Origin of the sequence: Sinorhizobium kostiense, from assembly GCF_017874595.1 — a bacterium.
Lineage (GTDB): Bacteria > Pseudomonadota > Alphaproteobacteria > Rhizobiales > Rhizobiaceae > Sinorhizobium > Sinorhizobium kostiense.
On sequence record NZ_JAGILA010000011.1, the window covers coordinates 83,237 to 108,168 of the forward strand.

Annotated in this window: 26 protein-coding genes; 15 read left to right on the top strand and 11 right to left on the bottom strand. The window is 59.7% G+C overall.

Going from position 1 to position 24,932, the window contains the following annotated elements:
• The first annotated feature begins 159 nt into the window (after positions 1-159).
• The 3 genes from J2Z31_RS27570 to J2Z31_RS27580 all read left to right on the top strand — a co-directional run bounded on the left by J2Z31_RS27570 (position 160) and on the right by J2Z31_RS27580 (position 3,475).
• Positions 160-1,470 carry an NAD(P)/FAD-dependent oxidoreductase gene (locus J2Z31_RS27570; RefSeq protein WP_209606705.1) on the top strand — a complete coding sequence of 437 codons (1,311 nt, stop codon included), beginning with the start codon at positions 160-162 and terminating at the stop codon, positions 1,468-1,470.
• 80 nt (positions 1,471-1,550) lie between these two features.
• Complete coding sequence (locus tag J2Z31_RS27575; protein ID WP_209606707.1) at positions 1,551-2,885, top strand: NAD(P)/FAD-dependent oxidoreductase; 1,335 nt, start codon at positions 1,551-1,553, stop codon at positions 2,883-2,885.
• A gap of 113 nt (positions 2,886-2,998) precedes the next feature.
• Entirely contained in the window at positions 2,999-3,475 is a 477-nt protein-coding gene (locus tag J2Z31_RS27580) for an Lrp/AsnC family transcriptional regulator (RefSeq protein WP_209606709.1), read from the top strand.
• Positions 3,476-3,602: 127 nt separating this feature from the next.
• Here the strand turns inward: J2Z31_RS27580 and J2Z31_RS27585 are convergent, their stop codons facing one another.
• On the bottom strand, positions 3,603-4,076 hold the full coding sequence (locus tag J2Z31_RS27585; RefSeq protein ID WP_018238794.1) for an Lrp/AsnC family transcriptional regulator: 474 nt from the start codon (positions 4,074-4,076) through the stop codon (positions 3,603-3,605).
• A gap of 414 nt (positions 4,077-4,490) precedes the next feature.
• Between J2Z31_RS27585 and J2Z31_RS27590 the strand changes: the two genes are divergently transcribed.
• From J2Z31_RS27590 to J2Z31_RS27635, 11 genes are all read left to right on the top strand, one after another.
• Complete coding sequence (locus J2Z31_RS27590; RefSeq protein ID WP_209606711.1) at positions 4,491-5,891, top strand: aspartate aminotransferase family protein; 1,401 nt, start codon at positions 4,491-4,493, stop codon at positions 5,889-5,891.
• Between the two features lie 16 nt (positions 5,892-5,907).
• Positions 5,908-6,414 carry an ATP-binding cassette domain-containing protein gene (locus tag J2Z31_RS30100; RefSeq protein WP_408022069.1) on the top strand — a complete coding sequence of 169 codons (507 nt, stop codon included), beginning with the start codon at positions 5,908-5,910 and terminating at the stop codon, positions 6,412-6,414.
• Positions 6,315-6,689: an ATP-binding cassette domain-containing protein gene (locus tag J2Z31_RS30105; protein ID WP_408022071.1), complete on the top strand. Its 375-nt coding sequence runs from the start codon at positions 6,315-6,317 to the stop codon at positions 6,687-6,689. Before J2Z31_RS30100 ends, J2Z31_RS30105 begins: the two co-directional genes overlap by 100 nt.
• A gap of 34 nt (positions 6,690-6,723) precedes the next feature.
• Positions 6,724-7,536 (top strand): transporter substrate-binding domain-containing protein, encoded by an 813-nt coding sequence (locus tag J2Z31_RS27600; protein WP_209606713.1) that lies wholly within the window; start codon positions 6,724-6,726, stop codon positions 7,534-7,536.
• Positions 7,537-7,596: 60 nt separating this feature from the next.
• Positions 7,597-8,310 (top strand): ABC transporter permease subunit, encoded by a 714-nt coding sequence (locus J2Z31_RS27605; RefSeq protein ID WP_209606716.1) that lies wholly within the window; start codon positions 7,597-7,599, stop codon positions 8,308-8,310.
• Position 8,311: 1 nt separating this feature from the next.
• Complete coding sequence (locus J2Z31_RS27610; protein ID WP_209606719.1) at positions 8,312-8,992, top strand: ABC transporter permease; 681 nt, start codon at positions 8,312-8,314, stop codon at positions 8,990-8,992.
• Between the two features lie 23 nt (positions 8,993-9,015).
• A complete protein-coding gene (locus J2Z31_RS27615) occupies positions 9,016-9,369 on the top strand; it encodes a cupin domain-containing protein (RefSeq protein ID WP_209606721.1) in 354 nt (117 codons plus the stop codon).
• A gap of 186 nt (positions 9,370-9,555) precedes the next feature.
• Complete coding sequence (gene eutB, locus J2Z31_RS27620) at positions 9,556-10,539, top strand: hydroxyectoine utilization dehydratase EutB (RefSeq protein ID WP_209606908.1); 984 nt, start codon at positions 9,556-9,558, stop codon at positions 10,537-10,539.
• Positions 10,539-11,534 (top strand): ectoine utilization protein EutC, encoded by a 996-nt coding sequence (gene eutC / locus J2Z31_RS27625; protein ID WP_209606723.1) that lies wholly within the window; start codon positions 10,539-10,541, stop codon positions 11,532-11,534. The genes eutB and eutC overlap by 1 nt, the downstream gene beginning before the upstream one ends.
• Positions 11,535-11,727: 193 nt before the next feature.
• Entirely contained in the window at positions 11,728-13,224 is a 1,497-nt protein-coding gene (locus J2Z31_RS27630; RefSeq protein ID WP_209606725.1) for an NAD-dependent succinate-semialdehyde dehydrogenase, read from the top strand.
• 92 nt (positions 13,225-13,316) lie between these two features.
• Positions 13,317-13,670 (top strand): cupin domain-containing protein, encoded by a 354-nt coding sequence (locus J2Z31_RS27635; RefSeq protein ID WP_209606727.1) that lies wholly within the window; start codon positions 13,317-13,319, stop codon positions 13,668-13,670.
• A 162-nt stretch (positions 13,671-13,832) separates the two neighbouring features.
• Here the strand turns inward: J2Z31_RS27635 and J2Z31_RS27640 are convergent, their stop codons facing one another.
• From J2Z31_RS27640 to J2Z31_RS27660, 5 genes are all read right to left on the bottom strand, one after another.
• Entirely contained in the window at positions 13,833-14,669 is an 837-nt protein-coding gene (locus tag J2Z31_RS27640) for a GNAT family N-acetyltransferase (RefSeq protein ID WP_209606729.1), read from the bottom strand.
• A gap of 244 nt (positions 14,670-14,913) precedes the next feature.
• Positions 14,914-15,267 (bottom strand): cupin domain-containing protein, encoded by a 354-nt coding sequence (locus J2Z31_RS27645; protein WP_209606731.1) that lies wholly within the window; start codon positions 15,265-15,267, stop codon positions 14,914-14,916.
• A gap of 122 nt (positions 15,268-15,389) precedes the next feature.
• Entirely contained in the window at positions 15,390-16,712 is a 1,323-nt protein-coding gene (locus tag J2Z31_RS27650) for an NAD(P)/FAD-dependent oxidoreductase (RefSeq protein ID WP_209606733.1), read from the bottom strand.
• 29 nt (positions 16,713-16,741) lie between these two features.
• Positions 16,742-17,167: a RidA family protein gene (locus J2Z31_RS27655; RefSeq protein WP_209606735.1), complete on the bottom strand. Its 426-nt coding sequence runs from the start codon at positions 17,165-17,167 to the stop codon at positions 16,742-16,744.
• Complete coding sequence (locus J2Z31_RS27660) at positions 17,167-18,345, bottom strand: DSD1 family PLP-dependent enzyme (protein WP_209606737.1); 1,179 nt, start codon at positions 18,343-18,345, stop codon at positions 17,167-17,169. Before J2Z31_RS27660 ends, J2Z31_RS27655 begins: the two co-directional genes overlap by 1 nt.
• Positions 18,346-18,436: 91 nt before the next feature.
• Between J2Z31_RS27660 and J2Z31_RS27665 the strand changes: the two genes are divergently transcribed.
• The gene (locus tag J2Z31_RS27665; RefSeq protein WP_209606739.1) at positions 18,437-19,366 is read left to right on the top strand and encodes a LysR family transcriptional regulator; all 930 of its coding nucleotides are present in this window, start codon (positions 18,437-18,439) and stop codon (positions 19,364-19,366) included.
• Here J2Z31_RS27665 and J2Z31_RS27670 read toward each other — a convergent pair.
• From J2Z31_RS27670 to J2Z31_RS27690, 5 genes are all read right to left on the bottom strand, one after another.
• A complete protein-coding gene (locus tag J2Z31_RS27670) occupies positions 19,360-20,787 on the bottom strand; it encodes an aldehyde dehydrogenase family protein (RefSeq protein WP_209606741.1) in 1,428 nt (475 codons plus the stop codon). The genes J2Z31_RS27665 and J2Z31_RS27670 overlap by 7 nt on opposite strands.
• A 205-nt stretch (positions 20,788-20,992) precedes the next feature.
• Positions 20,993-21,436: an Lrp/AsnC family transcriptional regulator gene (locus J2Z31_RS27675; protein WP_209606743.1), complete on the bottom strand. Its 444-nt coding sequence runs from the start codon at positions 21,434-21,436 to the stop codon at positions 20,993-20,995.
• Between the two features lie 18 nt (positions 21,437-21,454).
• Positions 21,455-22,240 (bottom strand): phosphotransferase, encoded by a 786-nt coding sequence (locus J2Z31_RS27680; protein WP_209606910.1) that lies wholly within the window; start codon positions 22,238-22,240, stop codon positions 21,455-21,457.
• A 168-nt stretch (positions 22,241-22,408) separates the two neighbouring features.
• Positions 22,409-23,824, bottom strand: coding sequence for an aldehyde dehydrogenase family protein (locus tag J2Z31_RS27685; RefSeq protein ID WP_209606912.1), 1,416 nt, complete (start codon positions 23,822-23,824; stop codon positions 22,409-22,411).
• Positions 23,824-24,885 (bottom strand): homoserine dehydrogenase, encoded by a 1,062-nt coding sequence (locus J2Z31_RS27690; RefSeq protein WP_209606745.1) that lies wholly within the window; start codon positions 24,883-24,885, stop codon positions 23,824-23,826. Before J2Z31_RS27690 ends, J2Z31_RS27685 begins: the two co-directional genes overlap by 1 nt.
• Positions 24,886-24,932 lie beyond the last annotated feature (47 nt).

Here is a 24,932-nt window from a genome sequence, read left to right on the forward strand (position 1 = left end):
ATGGCGTCCGTCCGGTCGCGACAGTTCAGGAAAATGCCCGCTCGTGGATGGGCGAACCGCAGCTGCCGTACCCTGAACCACGTTATGGGCGAACGCCGCCTCCGGTCTTTGTCAGCAATCTCTGAAGGCCTTGGCCGATCGCAAAGTAAAGTTATTCCGATGGAAAAGTCCAGAATTGCAGAAAAGAACACGCCCTATTGGTGGGAAGAGGCACCCGTCAAACCGCTGCCTCGACAGCCGCTGGCCAAAAAGGTCGATGTGGCGATCATAGGCGCTGGATACGCCGGGCTATCGGCCGGCCTTGTTCTGGCGCGCGAGGGCCGTTCGGTCGCAGCCTTCGATGCGATGAATGCGGGCGAGGGGGCCTCGACGCGCAATGGCGGAATCACCAGCGGAAGCATTCGGCCGGATTACGCCACGATTGCCCGGCGCTTCGGCGAGGAGAAGGCAATCGCGATCGAGGCCGAAGGCAAGCTCGCCCGTGAATTCCTTTATGATTTCATCAGGACCGAAGGTCTCGAGTGCGACTTTCAGCTGGTTGGCCAGTTCAAGGGCGTAATCGGATATGACGATTACGAGAAGACGGCCCGTGGCGCCGAGGTGCTGGCGAAGCGACTGGGGATCGAGGCCTATGCGGTGCCGTACGCCGAACAGCGCAACTACATCGGCACGGATTTCTATCGCGGCGGCATGGCGCGGATGGATATTGGTGGGCTGCACCCGGCCAAGTTCCACGCTGAACTCCTGCGGGTGGCTCTTGCTGCGGGACTGACCGTCCACACAGGGACGCGCGTGAGCTCGGTAGAGAGGGATGGTTCTGCGTTCCGTATCGTGACCGAGACCGGCACGATGCAGGCCCGCCAGGTGCTCGTCTGCACAAACGGCTATACCGATGGCGCGGTGCCCTTCTTGCGCCGCCGGCTGGTCCCGGTTCGCAGCCGGATCATTGTCACCGAGGAGCTCGCGCCGGAAGTGGTGGCGCGGCTGATGCCGAAGCGGATGATGATGATCGAGGGAAGGCAGCTGGGCTTCTATTATCGCCCGACACCCGACGGCAAACGCATTCTGCTCGGCGGTCGCGACAGCTCTCGCGTCGGCGATCCCGACGCGCCGAAGCTGTTTCTGCGCCGGGGGCTGGTGAACCTTTTCCCGGAACTGGAGAACGTCCGGCTGTCGCACACCTGGTTTGGCAATGTGGCGATGCACCGCGACATGCTGCCGCGCATCTTCGAAAAGGACGGCGTAGTCTACGCCACCGGCTTCTGCGGTTCGGGCGTAGTCTGGGCCCCATGGATCGGAATGCGCGCGGCTCACAAGCTGCTGGGACATGGCGAGCAGGCGCGCACAGCCTTCGAATTCCGTTCGCCTGCGTTCATCCCCCTATACCGTGGCAATCCCTGGTTCATGCCGGCCATTATTCAAGGCTATCGGATGCAGGACCGCATCGCCCTCTTCCGCGCCCGCCGATAGAACTTAACCGTTGAGGGCTCCAGCGCTCGTGCCGGGCCGTTCGAGAAACTCATGCACGATTCCAGAGGAATACAAAGATCATGCCGGTCGAGGTCCAGAAAGTCCGTGACAGCGCCTCTTTTCCGAGTCACGTCGATGTCGTCGTGATAGGAGCAGGGATCGTCGGCACTTGCACTGCCTACGAGCTCGCCTTGAAGGGCGTCTCCGTTGCGCTGCTCGAAAAGGGCATCGTCGGCGGGGAACAGTCAAGCCGCAACTGGGGATGGGTCCGCCAGCAGAACCGCGATCTCCATGAACTTGCCCTTGCAATGTACAGCCTGCGGCGGTGGGAAGAACTGGGCACCGAGATCGGCCGCGATCTCGGCTTTCGCCGGACCGGCATACTCTACTGCACCAAGAGCGAGGCGGATGTCGTCAAGTGGGAAAAGTGGGGGAGGGCCGCACGCCTTCAGGGATTTCACAGCCAGATACTCACCTCTTCCGAGGTGAACGAGCGGGCTTCGGGGGGCACGTCCTCCTGGGTCGGCGGGGTTTGGTCTCCGACCGACGGGAGGGCTGAGCCCAGCCTCGCCGTGCCTGCCATCGCCGAGGCTGCGAAGGAAAAGGGCGTGTCGCTCCATCAGAACTGCGCCGTTCGCGGCCTCGACATTACCAATGGCCGGGTAACTGGGGTTTGGACGGAGCGGGGGATTGTCAAGGCAAGCACGGTTGTTTGCGCCGGCGGAGCATGGGCTTCCCGCTTTTCCCATCGCTATGGCATCGAACTTCCGGTCGCCAACATCGCCGGGACCGCGATCAAGACGACGCCGGCGCCCGAAATCGTTCAAGCAGGATGCCTATCGGGTTCGAACTTCGTGTTGCGGCGGCGGATCGACGGCTCCTACACGATTGCCGTACCCGGACACGGTACGCTCGACATCACGCCGCGAGGAATGCGATACGCATTCAAATTCTACGAGATGTATCGCAGCAAGATCGGCAAGAAGCTCAAGTACCGCCTCAACAGCAGCTTCTGGAATGGTCCCGATGCCTTCGGCAGCTGGGAGAACGACGAGATCTCGCCGTTTGAAAAGAGCCGCATCCTGGATCCCGCGCCCGACGCGGAGCTCGTCAAACTGGCAATCAAGAACCTTGAAAGAGAGTACCCGGCGCTGAAAGGGATCGGGGTCGAGCGCGCCTGGGGCGGGCTCATCGATACCTCTCCGGACCTCGTGCCGGTTATCTCGAGAGTAGAGGAACTCCCCGGCTACGTGATCGCCGCGGGCTTCAGCGGACACGGTTTCGCGATCGGACCTGGGGCTGGCCGGCTGGTGAGCCAGATAGTGCTCAAGGAAACGCCGATGACAGACATCTCGCCCTACAGGCTGAGCCGGTTCAGCGATGGCTCCGCGATCCGAAGACCGGAAATGATGTAGGCTTGGATGGGCTGCCGCTTTTAACTCAGGGGATTGTTGTCACCGGGCCTCGTCCATGACGAGACCTCAAAGCCGCTCATGTAAGGGCGTGGCAACAACCCGGGTGGGCGCATATGAAACTGGACAGAATTGACATCAAGATCCTCTCCGAGCTCCAGAAGAACGGACGCATGACTTATGTCGAGCTCGCTGAGCTGGTAAACCTATCCGCCACCCCTTGTCTCGTGCGAGTGAAGAAGCTGCAGGCAGAAGGCTATATCGGTGGCTATTCTGCGCAGATCAACATGGGAAAGCTTGGCCAGGTTCTGACTGTCTTTACAGAGATAACCCTGAGGAACCATCGCCAGGCCGACATCGCTCGCTTCATGTCGGCCATCCAGAATATAGATCAAGTCATCGAATGCCACATCGTCTCGGGCGACTACGACTATCTCGTCAAGTTTGTGGCGAGCAGCATAGGAGAATACCAGTCGCTCATGGAGCGGCTGGTAGAGATGGACATCGGAATCGAGAAATACTTCAGCTTCGTCGTGCTCAAATCACCGATCACGAAGTACCACATGCCGCTGACGAATTTGTTCGACATTTAGTGAGACGTGGGTCGGCCTTGCATCTCCCTTGATGGAGAGTGGTTTATCAAGCATTCGTAGATAGCGCCTCGCAAGGCGAGCCGCAGTACCAAGCTAGCAGAGCTGCTTACGCTAAACGAAACAGAACTCAGAAGGCAGAAAGGTCGATTGGCAATGCAAACCCGACCTTCACTCTGTCCATTATCACCATTGTCTTGAACCCTTTGATATCCGGGTTCTCATAGAAGAACTTTCGCGTAAACACCTCGTAGTCCTCCATGCTTTGGGCTGTCACGATCAAGACAAAGTCCGACTCGCCGGTGATGTAATAGCCGTTCATCACCTCCGGTGTTTGGCGAATAGATTGCTTGAAGCGATCCACTATGTCGGCGCGTTCCCGCTCCAAAGACACAAGCACCAGCATCGCGATCGGCCGGCCGATCATCTTCGGCTTCACAATCGAGACATCCGCCTCGATGACCCCTTGCTCTCTCAGGCGTCTTACACGTCTCTGCACGGCCGTCGGCGACAGCCCCACTAGTTCACCAAGCACCTCATAGTTGTGCCGGTTGTTTGTCTGCAAAACACTCAGGAGGCGAGCGTCTAGCCTGTCGAGTTCCACCTCACACTCCTATGCAGTTTATCTTCGCTTGAGCACGACAAAAGCAGGATTCCTGCGAGCGGGCACCTTAGTCCGTTAAAATCGATCGCTCGGATGCACATAAGCTCTCGCTCATTGGAGACGCCAATCCGAGAGAAAATATGCTGAATAACGGGCTGTCGGCGCGGGATGCGCTGAAAATAAGGAGCAATCCGACGCTTTTCCACGCCTGGGCTTTTGTCGCGGGTAGATGGCATGGCTCGGGCGCGTACAGCCCATAGGCCCGCAAAGCGCCTCTTTCTGCCGACGTCAGAGTCAACGCGGCGACGGCGTGCACCGATCCCTTTTGGCTATTGAACCAATCGGGTCCCGGAAGACATTCATCGAACTTGAATATGTGTGTTTCGGCGGGTTGCGCCGCCTGAGGAAGTTGCAATGAAACGTGTTGTTGAAATAGGCGAAATGGATAGGCGATCTGTCCTGCATCCGTTCACATATCTGAAGGACTACGCAGAAGGTGCGAGCGCGCCAACCATTGTGGAAACCGGCAAGGGTGTTCGCATCAAGGATGCGAGTGGGCGCGAATATATCGATGGTTTTGCAGGTCTCTATTGCGTAAACGTCGGCTATGGCCGAACGGAGGTGGCTGAAGCCATCGCCCGTCAGGCGTACAAGCTGGCCTACTATCACTCCTACGCCGCCCATACCACGGAAGAACTCGCCCGGCTTTCTGATCGGCTTGTGAAAATGGCGCCCGGGCGCATGTCCAAGGTCTTCTTTGGCCTTTCCGGGTCAGACGCCAATGAGACGCAAGCGAAAATCGTCTGGTATTACAACAATCTTCGCGGCAAGCCCGCGAAGAAGAAGATCATTGCGCGAGAACGTGGCTATCACGGCTGCTCCGTAGTGTCGGGCTCGATGACGGGGCTCAGTTTCTACCACGACCACATGGATCTGCCGGTGGCCGGCATACTGCGCACCGGCGTGCCCCATCATTATCGCGGCGCCTTACCGGGCGAGACGGAAGAGGCGTTTTCCGAACGTCGCGCCAATGAGCTTGAAGCACTTATCCTGGCCGAGGGGCCTGAGACTGTGGCAGCACTTATCGCTGAACCGGTGCTCGGCACGGGAGGTATTATCCCGCCGCCCTCAGGTTACTGGCCAAGAATCCAGGCGGTGCTGAAGAAATACGACGTCCTGTTGATTGCTGACGAGGTGATCTGCGGTTTTGGTCGCACGGGCGCAATGTTCGGCTCCGATTTGTACGGCATGGTGCCTGACCTCGTCACGGTCGCGAAGGGGCTTACATCGGCATATGTGCCGCTTTCGGCCTCGATCGTGTCCGAACAGGTTTACGAGGTCATGCAGGAGGCGACGCCTCAAGTGGGCGCCTTCTCGCACGGCTACACCTACTCCGGCCACCCGATCGGCGTAGCAGCGGCAAATGCGGTGCTGGATATCGTAGAGCGTGACGACCTTCCGGGACAGGCGGCGAAGAAGGGCGCGTATCTTCTGGGCCGGCTCAATGCGGAATTTGAACAGAACCCAATCGTTGGCGAAGTGCGCGGCGTGGGCATGATGGCGGCGGTCGAATTTGTCCCGGACCGCGGCTCGAAAGTGCCATTCAGTCCCGCGCTGAAGGTCGGTGCACGCATTTCTCAGGCCGCCCGCAACCGAAACCTCATCGCTCGCGCCATGCCGCATGGCGACATCCTCGGCTTCGCACCACCGCTCACCATGAGCGAAGCGGAGATCGACGAGATGGTCTTCATCGCAAAGGCTGCGGTGGATGAAGTCCTGCGCGAACTTTATGCGCAGGGTGCGGTGAAAGGCTGAGGACACGGCATTGGTTATGACCGCGAATGTATTGAAGGTCCGTGAACTCTGCAAATCCTTTGGAACGACCAAGGTTTTGAACGGCTTCAGCTTTCGAATGACAGAGAGCGAGGTCATTTCGCTGGTTGGATCGTCGGGTTCGGGCAAGAGCACGGCGCTACGCTGCGTGAATTTCCTTGAGACGCCCACCTCCGGTGAAATCGAGATTATGGGTGACGCGGTTTCGGCGGCCGTGAACCATCATGGCAAGACCGAGATCCAAAATGCTCACCACATCAGGAGCTTCCGCCGTCGTATCGGCATGGTGTTCCAGAACTTCAATTTGTGGCCGCACCAGACTGTGCTTGGCAATGTGACCCTGGCGTTGCTCCACGTGCTCGGAAAGAACAGGCGGGACGCGAAGGAGATCGCGCTCTCGGCACTATCGAAGGTCGGCATGGCCGATTTTCGCGACCGCTATCCCCATCAACTCTCTCCGGTGGCCAGCAACAGCGTGTCGCGATCGCCCGCGTGCTCGCGATGAGCCCGAAGATCATGCTTTTCGACGAACCCACCTCCGCACTTGATCCGGAGCTGGTCGGGGAGGTTCTGAGGGTCATCAGAGGGCTTGCAGGTGAGGGAGCCACCATCCTTCTCGTCACCCACGAGATGCGGTTCGCGCGAGACGTCTCGAACCGAATGATCTTCCTGCACAACGGTGAAATTGAGCAGGACGGTACGCCGGAAGAATTGCTTCGCAATCCAGCGTCCGACGCTGTGGCGCGATTCCTTTCCAGCGTGATGCCACTGGCCGCCTGACGGCCGCTATCAAACGAAAAGAGGGGTAACTCCAATGTCGACAATCACTAAGCTTCGCTCAGTTCTCGCGTCCGGGCTCTTCCTGGTCTCAGCTGCGGCATCGCAAGCCGAGGAAGGGGTCCTGCGGATCGGCACTGAAGGAGACGCGCCGCTGTTCAGCATGGCCGACGCTAACGGTAATGTTACCGGCTTCGATGCCGACATAGCGAACGGCATTTGCGCTGAGCTCAAGTTGAAGTGCAAGTTCGTTGTCCAGTCCTTCAGCACGCTCGTGCCTTCTATGGACAGCGACCGGTTTGACGTCATCATCTCCGGTTTGGGCATCACGGCGGAACGCCAGAAGAAAATTGACTACTCCATCCCGTATGCCACGACGCCCCTCTATTTCGTTGTGGCGAAGGGCTCTCCGGTTGCGGGTCTCAAAAGCCTGGATGAGATCGTAAAGGCACTCGATGGGAAGAGCCTGGGCGTGGTGACCGGAACCACATACGCCAGGTTCATCCAAAAGCACGTCCCCAGCGCAGATCTGAAAACCTACGACGCAACGACGCAGCAGACGGCTGACCTCGCTGCAGGCCGCCTCGACGCCGCCTTCGGCGACTCCCCGACCTGGGCGGACTTCCTGGCTACTCCGGAAGGAGCGGGGTTCACCCGAGTCGACGTCAAGATCATGGCTATGGACGATCCAGCGTCGCTCGGTCACGGCATGGGCGTCGGCATGCGCAAGGGCAATGCCGAGCTCAAGGCAAAACTGGATGCGGCGCTCTGCAAAATGATCTCGGAAGGCAAGGTGAAGGATGCCAGCCTTCATTGGTTCAAGGATGATTACACCATTCCCTGCAAGTGAGGCCGGGATCGACACGTCGTCGCGGCCGAAGCCGCGACGACAGGACGGGAGCTATGTCCGATGTCTTTTGACTTATGGGTTCTTCTCGTTGAGCAGGGATGGGGATTGGCCCTTCTCCGCGGCGCCACAGTGACACTGGCGGTCGGCCTGCTAGGAATGCTCGCCGGGATCATCGTGGCTGTTCCGCTGGCCCTTTTAAGGTGGCGACGCCTTCCCATACTCTCGCAGGCGGTGGACAGCTACAGCATTCTTGTGCGCGGTGTTCCTGGACTGCTCGTCATCTACCTGTTGTTCTTCGGCTCGATCGAGTGGGTTCAGCGGCTGGCAACCGCTTTCGGATATCAAAACAGCGCCGACGACGCTTATCCCTTCCTCATCGGCGTTGTTGCTATCGCGGCAATATCATGTGCCTATTCCATCGAAGTGTTCCGCGGCGCGCTAGAGGCCGTGCCGGTGGGCTTGCTGGAAGCAGCAAAATCCCTCGCCTTGCCTTCCTACGTCACCTTCTTCCGCGTCACTCTGCCTATTGCTCTACGATTAGCGCTCGGTGGTCTCAACAATGTTTGGCAGATGACCATCAAGGACACCTCGCTGGTGTCGGTCGTGGGTATGCAGGAACTGATGCGCTCCGCGGCAATTGCCGCTGGCATTACTCGCTCTCCGCTATTGTTCTACTGCGCCGCTGCCGGGATGTTCTTTGTGCTGACGGCAGTCAGTCAGACGCTTTTCAGTCGCACAGAGCGCCTCTGCAATCGTGGCTTCAGTCGGGGATAAGATGGAACTAGACCTTGTCACATATGCGGTTCCGTTCCTTCTGGTAGGCGCCAAGACGACCTTGCTGATCAGCGTCTTCGGCATAGCTCTGGGACTGCCGTTCGGGATTGCATTGGCTGTCATCCGCACGTCCAAGAACCGAATATTGAGCAGGAGCGCGGATATCTACTGCGCGGTCTTTCGCGGCACGCCCATGCTGGTGCAGATCTTCGTCCTCTACTACGGGTTAGGCCAGCTCAGCATCATTCGAAACAACCCAGTTATCTGGTGGATCGTCGGCGACAGCCTGCATGCGGCGATCCTGGCCGTCATACTCAATACCGGTGCCTATACGGCGGAAATCTTCCGGACGGCACTCCTTTCCCTACCCCGGGGGCTGATCGAGGCTTCGCAGGCTTGCGGCCTGTCGGTTTGGGCCACTTTTCGCCACGTCAAGTTTCCGCTGGCGGTTAGGCAAGCCTTGCCTGCCTATAGCAGCGAAGTTGCCATCATCGTGAAGGAATCGAGCCTCGCATCGACGATCACGGTCCTCGAGATCACCGGCTATGCCAAACGGTTGATGAGCGAAACCTTCGCCATCATGGACATCTTCATCATCACATCGGCGTTTTACCTGATGATGAACGTAATCAGCTTAACTTCGCTAAAACTGATCGAAAGAAAACTGTCTTTCGGAAAATAAACTTCACAGTAGAAAGGTGATCTATGTCAAGACTAACCTTCGTCGACCAGAACAATCTCCCGACGCCGCGCAAGGGCGCGCCGCCTCCCGAGCGGCTGGTCGAGGGACTCCCGCAGTTTCTTACCTGGGACATCGCCGCGACCGCAGACGGAAAGATGCGGACGGGCGTATGGGAGGCAACTCCAGGCGCCTACCGATCGATCAAGGGCGAGACCTTTGAATTCTGCGTCATTCTTTCCGGCGTGTCCGAACTCACTGAGGATGGAGGCGAGCCCCGCAGGATCAGCGCTGGTGACACGTTTGTGATGCATCCCGGCTTCGTCGGCACCTGGCGGGTCATCGAGACCACACGCAAACTTTGGGTCGCGCGCGACTGAGCGCGCCGACATCCGGTTGTCTCGCCAGCAACTCATCCGCAAATTCGTGAAACGCGCGACCGCCATCTTTGTGAGAAGGCGGCGCGCAATGACCGCCGAGGCGCCCGAGTTGCTGTCGATGACGGGAGCCGGCACGCGAGCACTCCCGCGACCGTGACGGTTTTTGAAGCAGGTGAAATAAATAAAATGATTAGCCAAGACCTGATCGAGCAGGCACGTGAACGCATCGCCGGTCACGTCCTCCGTACTCCTCTGACGATATCGACGTCCCTATCCGAGCGCATCGGAGCGCAGGTCAGATTGAAGCTCGAGCATCGCCAAATGACCGGTAGCTTTAAGCTCCGGGGTGCAACAAATGCTGTTCTTCAACTCAGCCAACTGGAACGCGATCGTGGCGTCATCGCAGCCTCGACCGGCAATCACGGAAGAGCACTCTCCTATGCTGCCCGGACAGTTGGATCCTGCGCGACCATCTGCATGTCGCGTCTGGTGCCGGAAAACAAGGTCGCGGAAATCCGACGGCTGGGCGCAACGGTGCGCATAGTGGATTCTTCGCAGGACGACGCACAAGAGGAAGTCGAGCGGCTGGTTGCAGAGGATGGGCTCAGCATGATTCCGCCTTTTGATCATCCACACGTCATCGCCGGCCAGGGAACGCTCGGGCTTGAAATCGCCGAGGAGATGCCCGAGGTCGCGACTGTTCTCGTTCCTCTTTCTGGAGGTGGGTTGGCCGCAGGTGTCGCGGCAGCCGTAAAGGCCATGCGACCCCAGGCTAAGGTAATCGGCGTCACCATGGACCGGGGGGCAGCCATGAAGGCTAGCATCGACGCTGGCCACCCGGTGCAGGTGAAGGAGTATCACAGTTTGGCCGACTCGCTAGGCGGTGGAATCGGGTTGAATAACGCTTGGACTTTCCCGATGTGCAAAACCCTTCTCGACGACATCGTCCTCGTCAACGAACGCGAGATAGCTGCCGGTGTGCGGCACGCTTACGAGCATGAGCGTGAGATCGTCGAAGGCTCTGGCGCAGTTGGTATCGCGGCGCTGCTTTCCGGCAAGCTGGCGCATCTTAAAAGTCCGGTGGCAGTTATACTGTCGGGTCAAAATATCGACATGACGTTGCATCGAAAAATCATCAACGGACTCATTATAGCGACTGAGGTGGACTGATGCCTATTATTAGAATACTTACCGAGCCTGAGCTCAGACAGATCATTCCGCTCGACGTCGATGCGGTTGAATGTACGGAAGGCGCGTTTCGCGCGCTGGCCCTCGACGATCAGGTGGAGATGCCGCCCATTTTGCGTCTGGATGTGCCTGAGAGCAGAGGTGAAGTCGATGTGAAAACGGCCTATATTCCAGGCCTGAGCGGCTTCGCGATCAAAATCAGCCCCGGTTTCTTTGACAATCCGAAGCTCGGCCTTCCGAGTACAAACGGGATGATGGTTTTGCTCTCAAGTAAAACCGGACTGATCCAGGCGCTGCTTCTGGACAATGGTTATCTGACCGACGTCAGGACAGCGGCCGCTGGTGCAGTTGCGGCAAAACATCTGTCGCGAGACGGTGCTTCGATCGCAACCATCTTCGGCGCCGGTGTTCAGGCGAGACTGCAGCTCCAGGCGCTCACTCTGGTGAGACCAATCCAAGAAGTCCGTATTTGGGCGCGGGATCACTCCAAGGCGGAGGCGCTCGCCGAACAGTTGAAGCTCGAGCACAGCTTGCCGGTTATTGCATTCGCCGATCCAAAGGGAGCAGTCTCGGGTTCCCATATCATTGTTACAACGACACCCGCAGACCGGCCCATTCTTCATGCCTCCTGGCTTGAACCCGGGCAGCATGTGACAGCCATGGGCTCCGACGCCGAACATAAGAACGAGATCGATCCGATCGCGATTGCGCGCGCAGACATCTACGTGGCGGACAGCCTGAAACAGACACGCAGGCTGGGCGAGCTACATCATGCCATAGAGGCTGGGCTGGTTGCGAGCGATGCGGATTTTCCGGAACTCGGCCGGATCGTTGCGGGCGAGAAGGTCGGACGCAGTCGCGATGCAGACATTACGATAGCTGATCTTACGGGTACAGGTGTTCAGGATACCGCAATTGCCGCGTTAGCCTTTCAGCGCGCCGAGGAACTCAAGACCGGCAAGATGTTCGAGTGCTGAGGCGGTCGTGTCTTTGTGAACGTCCATGTTCGCACGCCGACCGCATGCCGCCTCAAAGGCTCAGAATTCGCGGCCACGTTCATGAGCTTCGCAATTTATTGCCGCAACCAATTTGATCTATGTTGACACCAATCGCAAAACCAATCTTATATTGATCGCGTGTCAAACCTGATTGGTAGCGAAGGTGCTGAACGTGAAACCAACTCCCGCGCAAAAATCGACTCCACTTGTCTCCCCCGCCTCGGCTGCCGTAGTCCGCGATGCTCCTACGCAACTGTTCATCGGCGGCGAATGGGTTTCTGCAACAGAAGATCGTACCTTTCCAGTGGTCGACCCCTCGATCGGAGATGTGATCGCCACCGTCTCCGATGGCGACATCGCCGATGGAATATCCGCGGTCGACGCGGCGGAAAATGCGTCCGCGGCTTGGAAAGCAACCTCGCCGCGGCGTCGCTCGGACGTTTTGATGAAGTGTTTTCACCTTGTGCTCGAACAGGCGGAATGGCTGGCGCAACTGATCACCGTCGAGAACGGCAAGGCACTTGCGGACGCCAGGTCGGAGGTCGCCTACGCGGCTGAGTTTTTCCGCTGGTATGCGGAAGAAGCTGTACGGGCGCCGGGTGAATTCGGACCTGCACCTTCCGGCGCCAATCATATCATCGTCAACCACGAGCCGATTGGTATCGCCGTATTGGTGACGCCCTGGAACTTCCCGGCAGCAATGGCGACCCGCAAGATCGCTCCCGCATTGGCCGCAGGCTGTACGTGCATCCTGAAGCCCGCAGCGGAGACCCCGCTGACGGCGTTGGCGATCGGCGAAATCATGCGGCAGGCTGGCGTTCCGGCCGGAGTGGTCAACATCGTGACAACGAAGAAGGCCGGCCCTGTGGTTAGCGCCATGCTGCACGACAAACGGGTGCGGAAGCTGTCATTTACCGGTTCGACAGGCGTCGGCCGGACGTTGCTTCGCGAGGCTGCGGACCAGGTTGTCAGCTGCTCGATGGAACTCGGCGGCAATGCACCTTTCATTGTATTCGACGATGCCGACCTGGAGACGGCTGTCGCTGGAGCAATGGTAGCCAAGATGCGCAATGGCGGCGAGGCATGCACCGCCGCGAACCGCTTTTATGTGCAGAAGGGAATTCTCGCGGACTTCACGCGGCGGTTCGCGGAAGAGATGGCCGCGCTCAAGGTCGGGCCAGGGCTGGTCCCGAGCACGCAGCTAGGGCCACTGATAACCGAGGCCGCCGTCGCCAAGGTGGAACGCCTGGTGGATGACGCCGTTGCCAAGGGAGCCCGCATCGTGACGGGTGGCAGCCGGTTGAACGGCGACGGTTTCTATTATCCGCCTACCGTACTGGCAGACGTTTCTCCCGATGCCGAGATCCTTCGCGAAGAAATCTTCGGGCCGGTGGCGCCAATCATTGCATTCGAAACCGAGGACGAGGTCGTACAGATGGCCAACGACACCGAATACGGGCTTGTTTCCTATGTGTTCAGCAGCGACCTCAAACGCGCGCTCGCGGTCACCGGACGGCTGGAAAGCGGCATGGTTGGAATCAACCGAGGCGTCGTCTCCGACGCTGCCGCACCGTTTGGCGGCATGAAGCAGAGCGGTCTCGGACGCGAGGGAAGCCACCACGGCATGCTCGAGTATCTCGAAACGAAATACATCGCCGCCAGCTGGTAGGCTACCGTAATGACAATCTCCTACGAGGTCGAAGGCGATTCTCAACGACCTCGTCGGATCTTGCTTTCACACAGGCACAACTAGAGAACCAGATGTCACTACTCAAAACGATCGACCCGAACCCTTCGTCCGAACCGAAGCACGCGACCCCCGCGCCGGATCGCCTCATCGCGGGTTCACCTGCCTTCAAAACCTGGGCGCAGGACAGCGACAAAGAGGGCAAGGTGAATACCGGCGTCTGGGAGGCCACTCCCGGCGAGACCCACTCCATCAAGGGCGAAACCTTTGAGTTCTGTCATATCCTGCAGGGAGTGGTCGAACTGACAGAGAAGGGTAAGGAACCGGTCATCTATCGCGCAGGCGACAGCTTCGTGATGAAACCCGGGTATGTGGGGGTCTGGAAAACGATCGAGACGGTACGGAAAATCTACGTCACCGTCACCTAACCACTGCAAAAAGACCGTCCGGCGCAGCTTACCTCTTTTTTTTCACGTGCGGACGGAGCGACCTGGCAGAGGAGGTCTGACGGTCGGCAATGCTCGGATAATGGCTGGGCGGATTACTCGCCCAGCTCGTGCATCCAGCAGCATGCCCTGGAGATATTCAGGTCAGCCAAGGGCCTGGCTGGCCAGGACGAAAGTTCGAACCCCCGGCGTTCGCGGTCCGCCGGTAGCGCCTCGAGCCATTGCAACAACTCCACCCTGGTGAGGCAATCCCCAACCTTCGAGCAACGACGAAAGGCCGCTCTGTTCAGGGATGTCGATGCGCACGAAACGACCTTCCTTCCCAGAGAGGATAAAGGCAATCAAATCCCTCGCTTGCTCGGCGTTTTCTGCCACGACCGGCCCGACGACTTCGCCGATCCCGAAAAACCGCGTGGCCGCGAAGGCGACGATATTGTCACCGTTCCGGATAACGGCAAACGGCCCCTCCTTCGCCAGCGCATCGTAGAGTGCGCCGCGGTCGGCACCGAAAGCCGCCCGATCAAGCGCTTTGAGCGCCGGAAGGGCGTCAGGCCCGATCCACTTGACCTTTTCGGGAGCACCAACTCCTCCAGCAAAACCCTGATGGCGGACGATTTGATGCGTCGCAACGAAGCCCAGCTTCTCGTAAAGAGGCAAGCCGTCACTCGTTGCCGTCAAACGGCATTCCCGATCCCCGGCGAGTTCAATCACGGCGGTGGTCAATTGTCTTCCCAGTCCGCGGCCACGCTGGCTTTCATCGACAATAATCATGTTGACGGCTGAGCAGGTGTCGCCGAGGGGGGTCATGAGGGCCGTGCCCACCACACGATCACCAGCGAGGGCAACGCGTCCCTCGCTCAGCGACCAAATCATCTCCCAGTCTTCTCTCCTGTGCGGCCAGCCCGCTGCACGCGACAGCGCCAGAGCATCATCCAGATGGTGAGCCTCGAAAGGCGCGAGAGTAACGGTTTCCGTTTGCATGGGTCGATCCATTTCGTTGATCAAGTTTCAGGCTGTACCGCGACGACAACGATGCGCGAGCCCTTCATCGGAAAGGCTTCCGATGCAAGCGCGAGCCGGTTTGGTAAACAGCATGGGCGGATGTACCGCCCATCCAAATTTCGGGATGGAGCCGATCGAAGCGCCGTACCTACGGTATCGCTCCGTTCCCGCCCTGAAATTAGGAGGAAAATGCACCTCGAAACGGCATCGCTCGTTTGAATGATCAGGTGACCGTGACGAAGATTTTCCGCACCGTCTCGATCGTTTTCCAAACTCCGACATAACCGGGCTTCATGACGAAGCTGTCGCCCGCGCGATAAATGACCGGCTCCTTACCCTTTTCGGTCAATTCGATCACACCATGGACGAGATGGCAGAACTCAAACGTTTCGCCCTTGATGGAGTGCGTCTCGCCCGGGGTCGCCTCGAAAACACCGGTATTGACTCTGCCGTCCTTGGCGGTGTCCTGCAACCAGGTCTTGAAAGCGGGGCTGCCGGCGATCAGGCGATCCGGCTCGGCAGTTCTATGCTTCGGTTCAAACGATGGGTTCGGGTCAATGGTTTTCAGTAGTGACATCTAGGTCTCCATTTTTGGGTGAAAGCGATTTCGGCGTCGTCCTTAGAAAACGGCGGAATCCATTCCGCCAGCTTCCCTCTGCGCGTCTCCCCAACGGCCTGCTCCTGATCTGACCTCCACAATCAAATCGCGCCGACTTTGACCTTCGAACCGTCAACGAAACGCGACAGGCGGAAGGGGGTGGGGTCGACACAGGGCGTATCATTGGCCACCAGGTCGGCCGCGAGGTGGCCGATGCCCGGCCCGAGCCCGAAGCCGTGGCCGGAACCGCCCGCGGCCAGGTAAAGGCCCTTCACACCGTCGGCCGGCGAGATGACCGGTACCGCGTCCGGCGTGCAATCCACATAGGCTCCCCAGCTGTCGGCGATCTCGATGCCGGCCATCGCAGGGAATTGTTCCGTGACCCGGTTAAGAATGGCCGCGATCGTGCGGCGGCTCGGTGCGGGGTCGAGAACGCGCATCCGTTCGAAGGGTGACGTTGTGTCACCATTCCAGCTACCGAATGCCTCCGGACCATGAAAGAAGGAGCCGCCGATGCCGATTTGCACCGCTTTCAGACGCGCCAGGAACATGGGCATGAACCAGCGGGCGTAGCGTAGGCCTTGTGGGGTGATATCCAGTGTAGCCCTGCCGCTGATCGCAAGCGTGTAGCTGCCATCCAACCGGCGGGTTAACGCACACTGCGGCGTATAGATCGCCTCACCCAGATCCTTTGTGGGTCGCGTACGAAGCGCCGTCTGGCGCACGCTCGCCTGCGGAAACAGAACGCCGTACTGGCGACAAAACATCGACGTCCAGGCACCGCCGGCGCAGAGGACGGCTTGTGTCCGGATGGTTCCCTTTTCGGTGATCACCCCAGCCACCGCGCCATTGACCAGATCGAGGCCTCGCGCAGCGCACTCCTGGTGGATCGTCGCCCCGAATTTGCGAGCGCCATCCGCGATCGTCGGCGCGGCGATGGCGGGTTCGGCCTTGCCGTCGTCGATCGAATGCACTCCGCCCAGCCATCGGCGGCCTTTCGCCGGAATTGCGGCAGCCGCTTCCTTGGCGCTCAGCATCTTGGTATTGACGTTGAACGGGCGAGCCATGTCACGCCATGCTTCCCATTCCGCCAGCTGCCGCGGATCATCGGTAGCGTAGAGAAGGCCGCATCGGCGGAAACCGACGTCCTCTCCGATCTTCGCCGCAAACTCATCCCAAACTTGCAAAGCGATGCCCGAGAGCGGCAGCTCGCGCTCATCCCGGTTCTGCCGCCGGCACCAACCCCAGTTGCGGCTCGACTGCTCGGCTCCGACATGGCCTTTTTCGATCAGGGCGACGGACAGTCCCCGCTCCGCGAGAAGGAATGCCGCCGTTGCGCCGACGATGCCACCGCCGATGACGACGGCATCCGCCTTGGCGGGAAGCTCTTGATCGTTCTGGATGCGTTTGACAATTGGAGACATGGGGGCTGACCTGAACTTTGGCGGCCGATCTATACGGCACTGTTTCCTGCCCCTGTGGCAGGAGCATCGGAGGCAATGACGGCTATCGCATCGACTTCGACGAGATAGCCGTAGTGGAGTTCCGGCACTGGAACGACGGTGCGAGCCGGGCGGGAATCCCCTAGTCGGGCCGCATAGATCTGGTTGAAGCGGGGCCAATTGGCCACGCCGACGATGTAGGCTGTCACCCTGACGAGATCGGCGGGGGTTCCGCCCGCGGCTTCCAGAATCGCCAGCAAGTTATCGAGCGCCTGCGCCGCCTGGGTCTCGAAGCTGTCGTCCGCCAGGGCTTCTCCACCCGGTCGGATCGGTAGCTGGCCCGAAATGTAGAGGTGCTGACCGACAAGCTTTGCTTGTGAGTAGTGGCCGGCTGGGCTTGGTACTCGATCGGTATTCACAGTTATGGATTTGGGCATCACCAGCCTCCGAAGCGGGTCCAGCGGGTCTCGACAGCGTGCGAGCGGCCGCGGACCACGTGATAGGTTTCGTGCTGCGCAGCGGTCGCACAGGCGTGATTTGGCAGGATCCGCACCCGGTCTCCGACCGCCAGATCCGGCAGGCGTGCATTCGACCCGGGGCGCACCGCTATAATCCCATGTTCCTGGTTCGCGTCGGCAACGATGATGTCCTGATAGGGCGTGCCATCCACGTCACATACCAAACCATAGCCTTGGTCGACCGCCTGCTTGCCAGTGCCACGGTCCCGCGACAGCGACATCCATCCGCCATCGGTTATGATCCAGCCTTTCTCGCGCTGGTGTCCGATGACGGTCGCAAGCACGCTGAGCGAGATGTCGTCTATATGGCAAACGCCGAGCCCAGCCATTACCAGGTCGAAGAAGACGAACACGCCGGCGCGGACTTCCGTCACTCCAGCGAGATCCGTCGCGTGATGGGCCGTCGGTGTCGAACCAACGCTGACGACCGGGCACGGCAGCCCCGCGGTCCGCAGAATGCGCGCGGCCTCCACGACGGCCAATCGTTCCGTCTCCGCGTAGCGCCGCAGCGCCTCAACGCCTCCGCCCTTATAGCTGTCGCCGGCGTGGGTGAGGACGCCACGCAGCTCGGCATATACCGTCAGCGCCTGCCCGATTTCCACCAGCTGCGCCTGATCAGTGGCGCGCACACCGGAGCGATGGCCGTCGCAATCGATCTCGATCATGGCCGGGATGCGCGTCCCGGTCCGCCGAGACGCCTCGGCCACCGCTCGTGCCTGCTCAACAGTATCCAGAGTGACTACCAGATCGACGCCGCTCGCCCGCAGCTCCGCGACACGCGCGAGCTTCGCTGGAGCGATGCCGACTGCATAGATCATGTCCCGGACGCCTGCCGCCGCGAACTGTTCAGCCTCCTTCAGGGTAGAGACGGTTGCCGGCCCCTCGGGCGAGTTCATCACCCGCCGTGCCACTTCGACCGACTTGGCGGTCTTCAAATGCGGCCGGAGTGTCACTCCCATGGCGTCAAGCCGTCTCCTGAGCCGCTGAACATTCCTGTCCATTCGGTCGGCGTCCAGGACCAAACAGGGTGTTTCCAGCTCCTCAAGGCTGGTCGACGCGGCCAGCCGGGGTGTGGGGTCGATCGTCGCTAGGACCATGATCTGATCTCCAATTCGGGATTTCACCTTGCAGTCAAACCATGAAGATGACAATTAATGGCTGGTGAATGTTCGCTTCAGGTGCTGATTAATGTTGACGTCCGACGATCTTGCCTTCTTTTCGGTGCTGACAGGCTCGAAATCTCTCGCGGAAAGCGCGAGAAAGCTGAACGTAACGCCTCCGGCGGTGACACAGCGCCTGCGTGCGCTGGAGGAGAAAGTCGGGGTGCGGCTGATCGACCGGTCCGGACGGCGGCTGCGGCTTACGGAAGAGGGTTCATTGGTCGCTTCTCACAGCATCATCGTCAGTGAGGCCATCGATTCGCTCGCCGAAGCCCTGGCTGATCGCAGGGGTGTGGTTCGCGGACACCTCAGGGTCGCCGCACCACACGGGTTTGGACGGCTCTATGTAGCCCCGGTCGTGGAAGCGTTCGCACGAGAGCACGGCGGCGCGACCGCTAGCCTGCAGCTGTCCGATCATCCGACGGCTCTGCTCCTTGAAAGCTATGATGTCGTTGTTCACATCGGGGCGCCGGGGCATCTGGACCAGGTCGTTACGACATTGGCGCCGAACCCTCGAATACTCTGCGCAAGCCCGAGGTATCTCGACTCTGCTCCGCCCATTTCAGCGCCCGCCGACCTTGCTCAACATCGCTGTCTTGCCGTTCGGGAGAACGATGAGGACGTGACGCTGTGGCGCTTCAAGGGGCCGCGGCAGGAGATTGCGACGGTGCGCGTCAATCCGGTCATGTCGAGCAACGATGGTGCCGTCATCCGCGAGTGGGCGCTTGCCGGGCAGGGGATCATGATCCGTTCGGAGTGGAACGTGGCAGAAGATCTCGCTGACGGACGGTTGCGGCAGGTGCTGCCCAACTGGAAGCTCCCACCGGCCGACATCGTCGCGATGCTCGGCTCGCGTCACGGGCGAAGCGCCCGGACTACCGCCTTCCTGACGATGCTTCGACAAGCGCTGAAGCCGCCGCCGTGGCAAGCCGCTCGCGCGGGGTCAGCTTGTCAGTAACCGAGGATGGCCTTCGTCTCGAGATATTCCTCGAGCCCGTGCACGCCATATTCGCGCCCATTGCCTGAGCACTTGTAGCCACCGAACGCGGCCGTCCCGTCCCATGCCGGATAGTTGATATGAACCTGCCCGGCGCGGATCCGGGAGGCGACCCGCCGTGCCCGCTCCCGATCCGAGGACTGGACATGGGCTCCCAGTCCATAAACGGTGTCGTTGGCGATCGCGATTGCCTCTTCTTCGTCCCGGTACGGCATGATCGCCAAAACCGGCCCGAAGATCTCCTCGCGAGCGACGCGCATCTCTGGCCTAACCTCGGAAAAGATTGTCGGCTGCGTGAAGAAGCCCCGATCGAGACCTGGTGGGCGTCCCAGTCCGCCGCACAGGAGCTTCGCGCCTTCGTCAATTCCCACCCGGATCATGGCCTGCACCCGCTCATACTGAGCGCGATTGGCAATCGGCCCCATGGTGGTCTCGGAATCGCGTGGATCGCCGACGCGGATGGCATGCGCGGTTTTGCTGGCCAGATCCTCGACTTCGGCGAGCCGATGGGTGGGGACGAGCATGCGTGTCGGGGCGCTGCATGACTGGCCGACATTGCGCATTCCGGAAAGGACGCCCTTGGGCACCGCCTCGGCGAAATCGGCGTCATCGAGCAGGATGTTGGGTGACTTGCCGCCAAGTTCCTGGACCACCCGCTTGACTGTCGGGGCAGCCGCCTGCGCGACGAGTACCCCCGCACGCGTCGAGCCGGTGATTGAGATCATGTCGACATCTGGATGGCTGGAGAGAGCTGCGCCGACACTCTCTCCAGTGCCATTGACCAGATTGAACACGCCTGGCGGCGTACCGGCGTCGTGCATCAGTTCGGCGAAGAGCAAGGCGCTGTAGGGGGACAGCTCACTGGGTTTGAGGACGACAGTGCAACCCGCCGCGATCGCTGGGGCAAGCTTGGCGGTGATCTGATAGAGTGGCCAGTTCCATGGGGTGATCAGGGCACAAACGCCGATTGGCTCCTTGGCGGTCGCGGTGTGTCCATTGGTCGTCAGGAAGGGGTAGTTCTGAAGCACCTCCAACTGGACACGAATGTGCTCGGCGGCGAAAGGAACCTGCGAGGCCCGCGCAAAGCTGATCGCCGCCCCCATCTCCATCACGAGCGCTTCGGCGAACAGCTCCGCTCTCTCCTTCAGGAGCGAATGCACCCTGCCGAGGAGCTCAAGCCTCTCGGGTACAGATGATTGAGAGAAGGCGGGGAAGGCTTTGCGCGCTGCCGCAACCGCAAGATCGACGTGGTTTGCGTCTCCGGCTGCGATACGCCCGATAACCCGTTCCGAGGCGGGATCAACGACGGGCAGACTTGCTGCGTCCGCGTGTTCTTGCCACTCCCCGCCAATATAGAACTGGGTTCCTCGTTCGGTTATCATCATTGAACCTCTTGCTAGTGCCATGCGGCCGGGGCGGGCCTGCGTCAGAAGCATGCCTCATTTCACCTGAAGGCGACAATTTACGTCGCCTGAATGTCGCCTTAAGAGCGGCGTTAACAAAAGCATGCAGACGCTTGACGTGGCGGGCGCGAACGGCGAGTGGGCGGTATGTAGGCGTCCGGTCGCTGCATCAGCGATTGGCGATCTATTTTCGGATTACAGACGAGAGAGCAAAGGCAGTCAGGGTATCGCGTACGCCGGGCATCTCGGCTATCAGCTGCCAAATCTGGCGGATGCGGTCGGCCTCGGGAGACTCGACCCTAACGAGGAGATCGAAGTCGCCGGTCATGACGTCGCAGGCCACGACTTCCGGGATTTTCCGCAGCGCCTGAATAACGTCGCCGCCCCTCATGCGATCGTGCCGATAGACGAAGATCAGCGCGGTCGTAAAGTGTTGGCTACTCCCGCCATCGCCGGTGACGATCGTATATCCTTTGATGAAGCCTTCGCGCTCAAGCCGTTCAATCCGCACCCGCACGGCGTTACGCGAGAGATTCACCTTCGCCGACAATTCCGCATGCGAGATCCGGGCGTTTGCCTTCAGTTCGACGAGGATCTGTTCGTCGGTTCGATCGAGAAGATATTTCATGGAGTAGGAGCCGGTCGATTAGCCTAGAATGTCGCGCATTACTGACCGATAAGCTATCACGGCGATTTCCGGTAGTAAGGTTCTTTCCTTCTGGCTCGCAAATCGCTTCGCTGTCGAAGCCATTATGAAGCCTGGCAATGCTTCCTTTTCCGCGCCGCTCAGGCTTCGAACTTCTTCATAGCCCTGCAGGAGAGCCCGCGTCCGCTCCCTGTTCAGTTCTCCGTTGGTTTCGCCAGCCCAACCGACAAGCACATCAGCAACCTCCGACACCAGCAGATCATCGTGCCGAAGCCTGAAGTTAATGACCCCGCTTACTTCCTCTCCAAGAAAAAAGACGTTCTCTTGGGTCAACGCGCCATGAACTGCCCCAGTTGGAAGATCCGTTGCTGTGCGCTTTTCCCTTCGTTCCAAGACAGTGTGGATTTGAGCCATCACACGACCCAGGCTTCGGCATTTTGCCGCGCCTGCAATGGTGGATGAGGAGCCCGGTACGAAGCTGACGGCGGCAACCAATCGACCCGCGGCCCGGCACGTGGCGTGGCCCTCGACGGTGCGCAGCGGTTTGGGGCAGGGGACGCCCTTTCGATGGAGCGCCTCCATGGTCTCGAATGCTCTTTCGAGATCTAAAGGCTGGGCTCCGTTCTCGAACAGCGTAACGATGAATTCGCCTTCCTTGGCGCGAAACAGGTAGGTCGTCTCGCTGTCGCCGTCAGCGATCCCAATCACTGACGAGAGCGACGTAAAACCATAGGCTGCAGTGATCGATTGGCGATCTTCGTCAGAAAGCTCGGTAAAGACAGCCATTTTCCCACCCAACTCCTTGAATTTGCGCATCGCGCTTTCCGACAATCGGGTAAGATTTTCGGGCCGATGCGCTTGTCAGGCTGATGAACGCAGCATCGACCCTGGATGCTTTGAACATCTCTAACTCCCGCAAGCACTGATGAACTGAGATGGAGAAAGCGGCGCCCGCTACCGCTTCAGCCGATTGATGCAGACGACCTTCGGCTGGGTCATGTCTTCATAGGCAAACCGAACGCCTTCGCGTCCCATGCTGCCGTATTTGAAGCCGCCAAAGGGCATCGCGTCGAACCGATAGTCGGACGAGTCATTGATCATGATACCTCCGGCGTCGATTTGGTTGGCTGCATCGAGAGCCTCGTCCAGATCGTTGGTGAAGATACCTGCGTGGAGGCTGTATTCCGGGCTGTTTGCCAGTTGGATTGCCTCATCCAGTTCATCGAAAGGCTGCAGGATGACGACCGGTGCAAAGACCTCCTCATTCCACAGGTCGCACGTTGCTGGCACGTTTTCCAGCACCGTTGGGGGGTAGAGAGTGCCGGAGGGTTTGTGCCCGCAAAGGAGCGTTGCGCCAGCCGCGATTGCGCGCTCGACCATGGCAGCAGCTCTGGTGACCGCCTTTTCGGAAATCATCGGTCCGACGTCAGTATCCGGTTCCATCGGATTGCCGGTCTTGAGCTCGGCAGTCTGAGCCACGAATTCGGTCTTGAACCGCTCATAGATCGGTCGCTGGACGAGAATCCGCTGCGTGCCGATGCAGTTCTGGCCCGCCGCCCAGTAGGCACCCGACACGCACCCGTCAACGGCCGCGTCAAAATCGCTGTTTTCCATGACGATCACCGGTGCATTTCCGCCGAGGTCCATCGCGAGCTTCTTGATGCCGGCACTCTTCGCGATGGCCTCTCCGGTCGTAAAACCACCCGTGAAGGAGATCATCCGAACGTCCTTGGCCGAAACGAGCGCCTTGCCCAGGTCGGCTCCGCCGATAGCTATCGTGATGACTTCCTCGGGCGAACCGCTTTCGATCAACACCTCCACCAGCTTGATGGCCGAGAGAGGCGTAAGCTCCGAGGGCTTCAGGAGTACCGCGTTGCCGCCGGCGATCGCGGGGCCGAGCTTGTGGGCCACGAGATTGAGCGGGTCATTGTAAGGCGTGATCGCAGTGATGATGCCCAGCGGCTCCCGTGTATACCAGCCTTGACGGGATTCCGAGCCGGCGTAGGAATCGAAGGGGATCACCTCGCCAGCATTCCGCTTGGCTTCGTCGGCCGAGAGTTTCAGGGTGTTGACACACCGTGTAGCTTCTTTGCGGGCCTGGGTGATTGTCTTCCCCGCTTCCCGCACGATAAGGCGTGCAAATTCCTCCTTGCGGGCTTCAACGGTCTCTGCCGCCTTTTCGAGAATTGCGGAACGCTTATGACGGGGCAGCGACCGTGCGATCTGCGCACCACGATTGGCGCGCTCGAGCAACAGGTTCACACTGTCGGCACTGGTCTCAGAGACTGTTCCGACATAGCTGCCGTCAAAGGGATTGCTGATAATGATCTCGTCTATGGATGGCTTCGGGCTGACGGCGAGGCTCTGCATCATGCGGCCTCCTTCGTAGCGGTGGCCGCGTGAGCATTGTGGATGGCGACTATATCGGACAGCAGCGCATAAGCGGTCTCAACCCGGCCGGCCCCCGGGCCGGTGATGGTGACAGAGCCAAGTAGTTCAGTGTTAAGCGATACGGCATTGGTCGCGCCGTTTACACCGGCGAGCGGATGGTCGAGACGAAGCTGCTTCGCAGAAACACTGCCTGTTACCGTCCCGTCCGCATTCCGAACCGCCGATCCGATCAACTTCCAGCGGCTGTTTGCCGCTGCCGCGGTCTGGATATCGGAAGGAGAAAGCCTGGAGATGCCCGTGCACGTGACCTCTTCGGGCCTGAGACTTGCTCCCAGCAGTTCGTTTGCCAGGATAACGACCTTGAGGCGAACGTCAAAACCCTCGACATCGGCGGTTGGATCGGCTTCCGCATAGCCGAGTATCTGGGCTTCCTTGACCGCAGTGGCGAAGTCAAGGCCAGCTTCCATACGGCCGAGGACAAAGTTCGAAGTACCATTCAAGATACCTTCGAAACCCTTTACCTCTGCGCCAGCGAGCGTCTTTTCCGCCATGCGGATGACAGGGGTGCCACTCATGACGGAGCCCTCGTATTCGAAGCGAGCGCCGTTCGCCTTTGCAAGAGCCTTCAGTTCCTGGGCAGCGATCGCGACCGGCCCTTTGTTCGTGGTGACGACGTGCTTGCCGGACTGGAGCGCCCAGCGGCAGTGCGACACAGCGGGCTCGCCGTCCTTTGGGTTTGTAAACGTCGCTTCCACGATGATGTCGGCAGGCGCCGTCTTGATGATTGTCTCATTGTCGGCTTCTGCGCTGCCGCCGGAGAGCTGGCCAAATCCGCCTTGCGCGAAGTTCGCTTCAACGAGCGTCTTGGCATCGAGGCCGTTCGGCGAAATGACCGACCCGAGATAAAGGTCGCTGACGGCAACGATGTTCAGGCGGAAGCCGAGGTCTCGTTCCCAGAGCGGGTTCTTCGTCGCAATGAGCTCGGCCAAAGCGCGATTGACGCCACCAAAGCCGATAAGAGCAATGTTGTAGATTGTCATTTGGATCCTCCGGTGAAGCATTGTGTTCCGCAATGATGAGATGCGGA

Excerpts from the sequence above, each read along its gene's own strand:
- J2Z31_RS27570 (WP_209606705.1), top strand. The coding sequence starts at position 160 with ATGGAAAAGTCCAGAATTGCAGAAAAGAACACGCCCTATTGGTGGGAA.
- J2Z31_RS27575 (WP_209606707.1), top strand. The coding sequence starts at position 1,551 with ATGCCGGTCGAGGTCCAGAAAGTCCGTGACAGCGCCTCTTTTCCGAGT.
- J2Z31_RS27580 (WP_209606709.1), top strand. The coding sequence starts at position 2,999 with ATGAAACTGGACAGAATTGACATCAAGATCCTCTCCGAGCTCCAGAAG.
- J2Z31_RS27590 (WP_209606711.1), top strand. The coding sequence starts at position 4,491 with ATGAAACGTGTTGTTGAAATAGGCGAAATGGATAGGCGATCTGTCCTG.
- J2Z31_RS30100 (WP_408022069.1), top strand. The coding sequence starts at position 5,908 with ATGACCGCGAATGTATTGAAGGTCCGTGAACTCTGCAAATCCTTTGGA.
- J2Z31_RS27600 (WP_209606713.1), top strand. The coding sequence starts at position 6,724 with ATGTCGACAATCACTAAGCTTCGCTCAGTTCTCGCGTCCGGGCTCTTC.
- J2Z31_RS27605 (WP_209606716.1), top strand. The coding sequence starts at position 7,597 with ATGTCTTTTGACTTATGGGTTCTTCTCGTTGAGCAGGGATGGGGATTG.
- J2Z31_RS27610 (WP_209606719.1), top strand. The coding sequence starts at position 8,312 with ATGGAACTAGACCTTGTCACATATGCGGTTCCGTTCCTTCTGGTAGGC.
- J2Z31_RS27615 (WP_209606721.1), top strand. The coding sequence starts at position 9,016 with ATGTCAAGACTAACCTTCGTCGACCAGAACAATCTCCCGACGCCGCGC.
- eutB (WP_209606908.1), top strand. The coding sequence starts at position 9,556 with ATGATTAGCCAAGACCTGATCGAGCAGGCACGTGAACGCATCGCCGGT.
- eutC (WP_209606723.1), top strand. The coding sequence starts at position 10,539 with ATGCCTATTATTAGAATACTTACCGAGCCTGAGCTCAGACAGATCATT.
- J2Z31_RS27635 (WP_209606727.1), top strand. The coding sequence starts at position 13,317 with ATGTCACTACTCAAAACGATCGACCCGAACCCTTCGTCCGAACCGAAG.
- J2Z31_RS27640 (WP_209606729.1), bottom strand. The coding sequence starts at position 14,669 with ATGCAAACGGAAACCGTTACTCTCGCGCCTTTCGAGGCTCACCATCTG.
- J2Z31_RS27645 (WP_209606731.1), bottom strand. The coding sequence starts at position 15,267 with ATGTCACTACTGAAAACCATTGACCCGAACCCATCGTTTGAACCGAAG.
- J2Z31_RS27650 (WP_209606733.1), bottom strand. The coding sequence starts at position 16,712 with ATGTCTCCAATTGTCAAACGCATCCAGAACGATCAAGAGCTTCCCGCC.
- J2Z31_RS27655 (WP_209606735.1), bottom strand. The coding sequence starts at position 17,167 with ATGCCCAAATCCATAACTGTGAATACCGATCGAGTACCAAGCCCAGCC.
- J2Z31_RS27660 (WP_209606737.1), bottom strand. The coding sequence starts at position 18,345 with ATGGTCCTAGCGACGATCGACCCCACACCCCGGCTGGCCGCGTCGACC.
- J2Z31_RS27665 (WP_209606739.1), top strand. The coding sequence starts at position 18,437 with ATGTTGACGTCCGACGATCTTGCCTTCTTTTCGGTGCTGACAGGCTCG.
- J2Z31_RS27670 (WP_209606741.1), bottom strand. The coding sequence starts at position 20,787 with ATGATAACCGAACGAGGAACCCAGTTCTATATTGGCGGGGAGTGGCAA.
- J2Z31_RS27675 (WP_209606743.1), bottom strand. The coding sequence starts at position 21,436 with ATGAAATATCTTCTCGATCGAACCGACGAACAGATCCTCGTCGAACTG.
- J2Z31_RS27680 (WP_209606910.1), bottom strand. The coding sequence starts at position 22,240 with ATGGCTGTCTTTACCGAGCTTTCTGACGAAGATCGCCAATCGATCACT.
- J2Z31_RS27685 (WP_209606912.1), bottom strand. The coding sequence starts at position 23,824 with ATGCAGAGCCTCGCCGTCAGCCCGAAGCCATCCATAGACGAGATCATT.
- J2Z31_RS27690 (WP_209606745.1), bottom strand. The coding sequence starts at position 24,885 with ATGACAATCTACAACATTGCTCTTATCGGCTTTGGTGGCGTCAATCGC.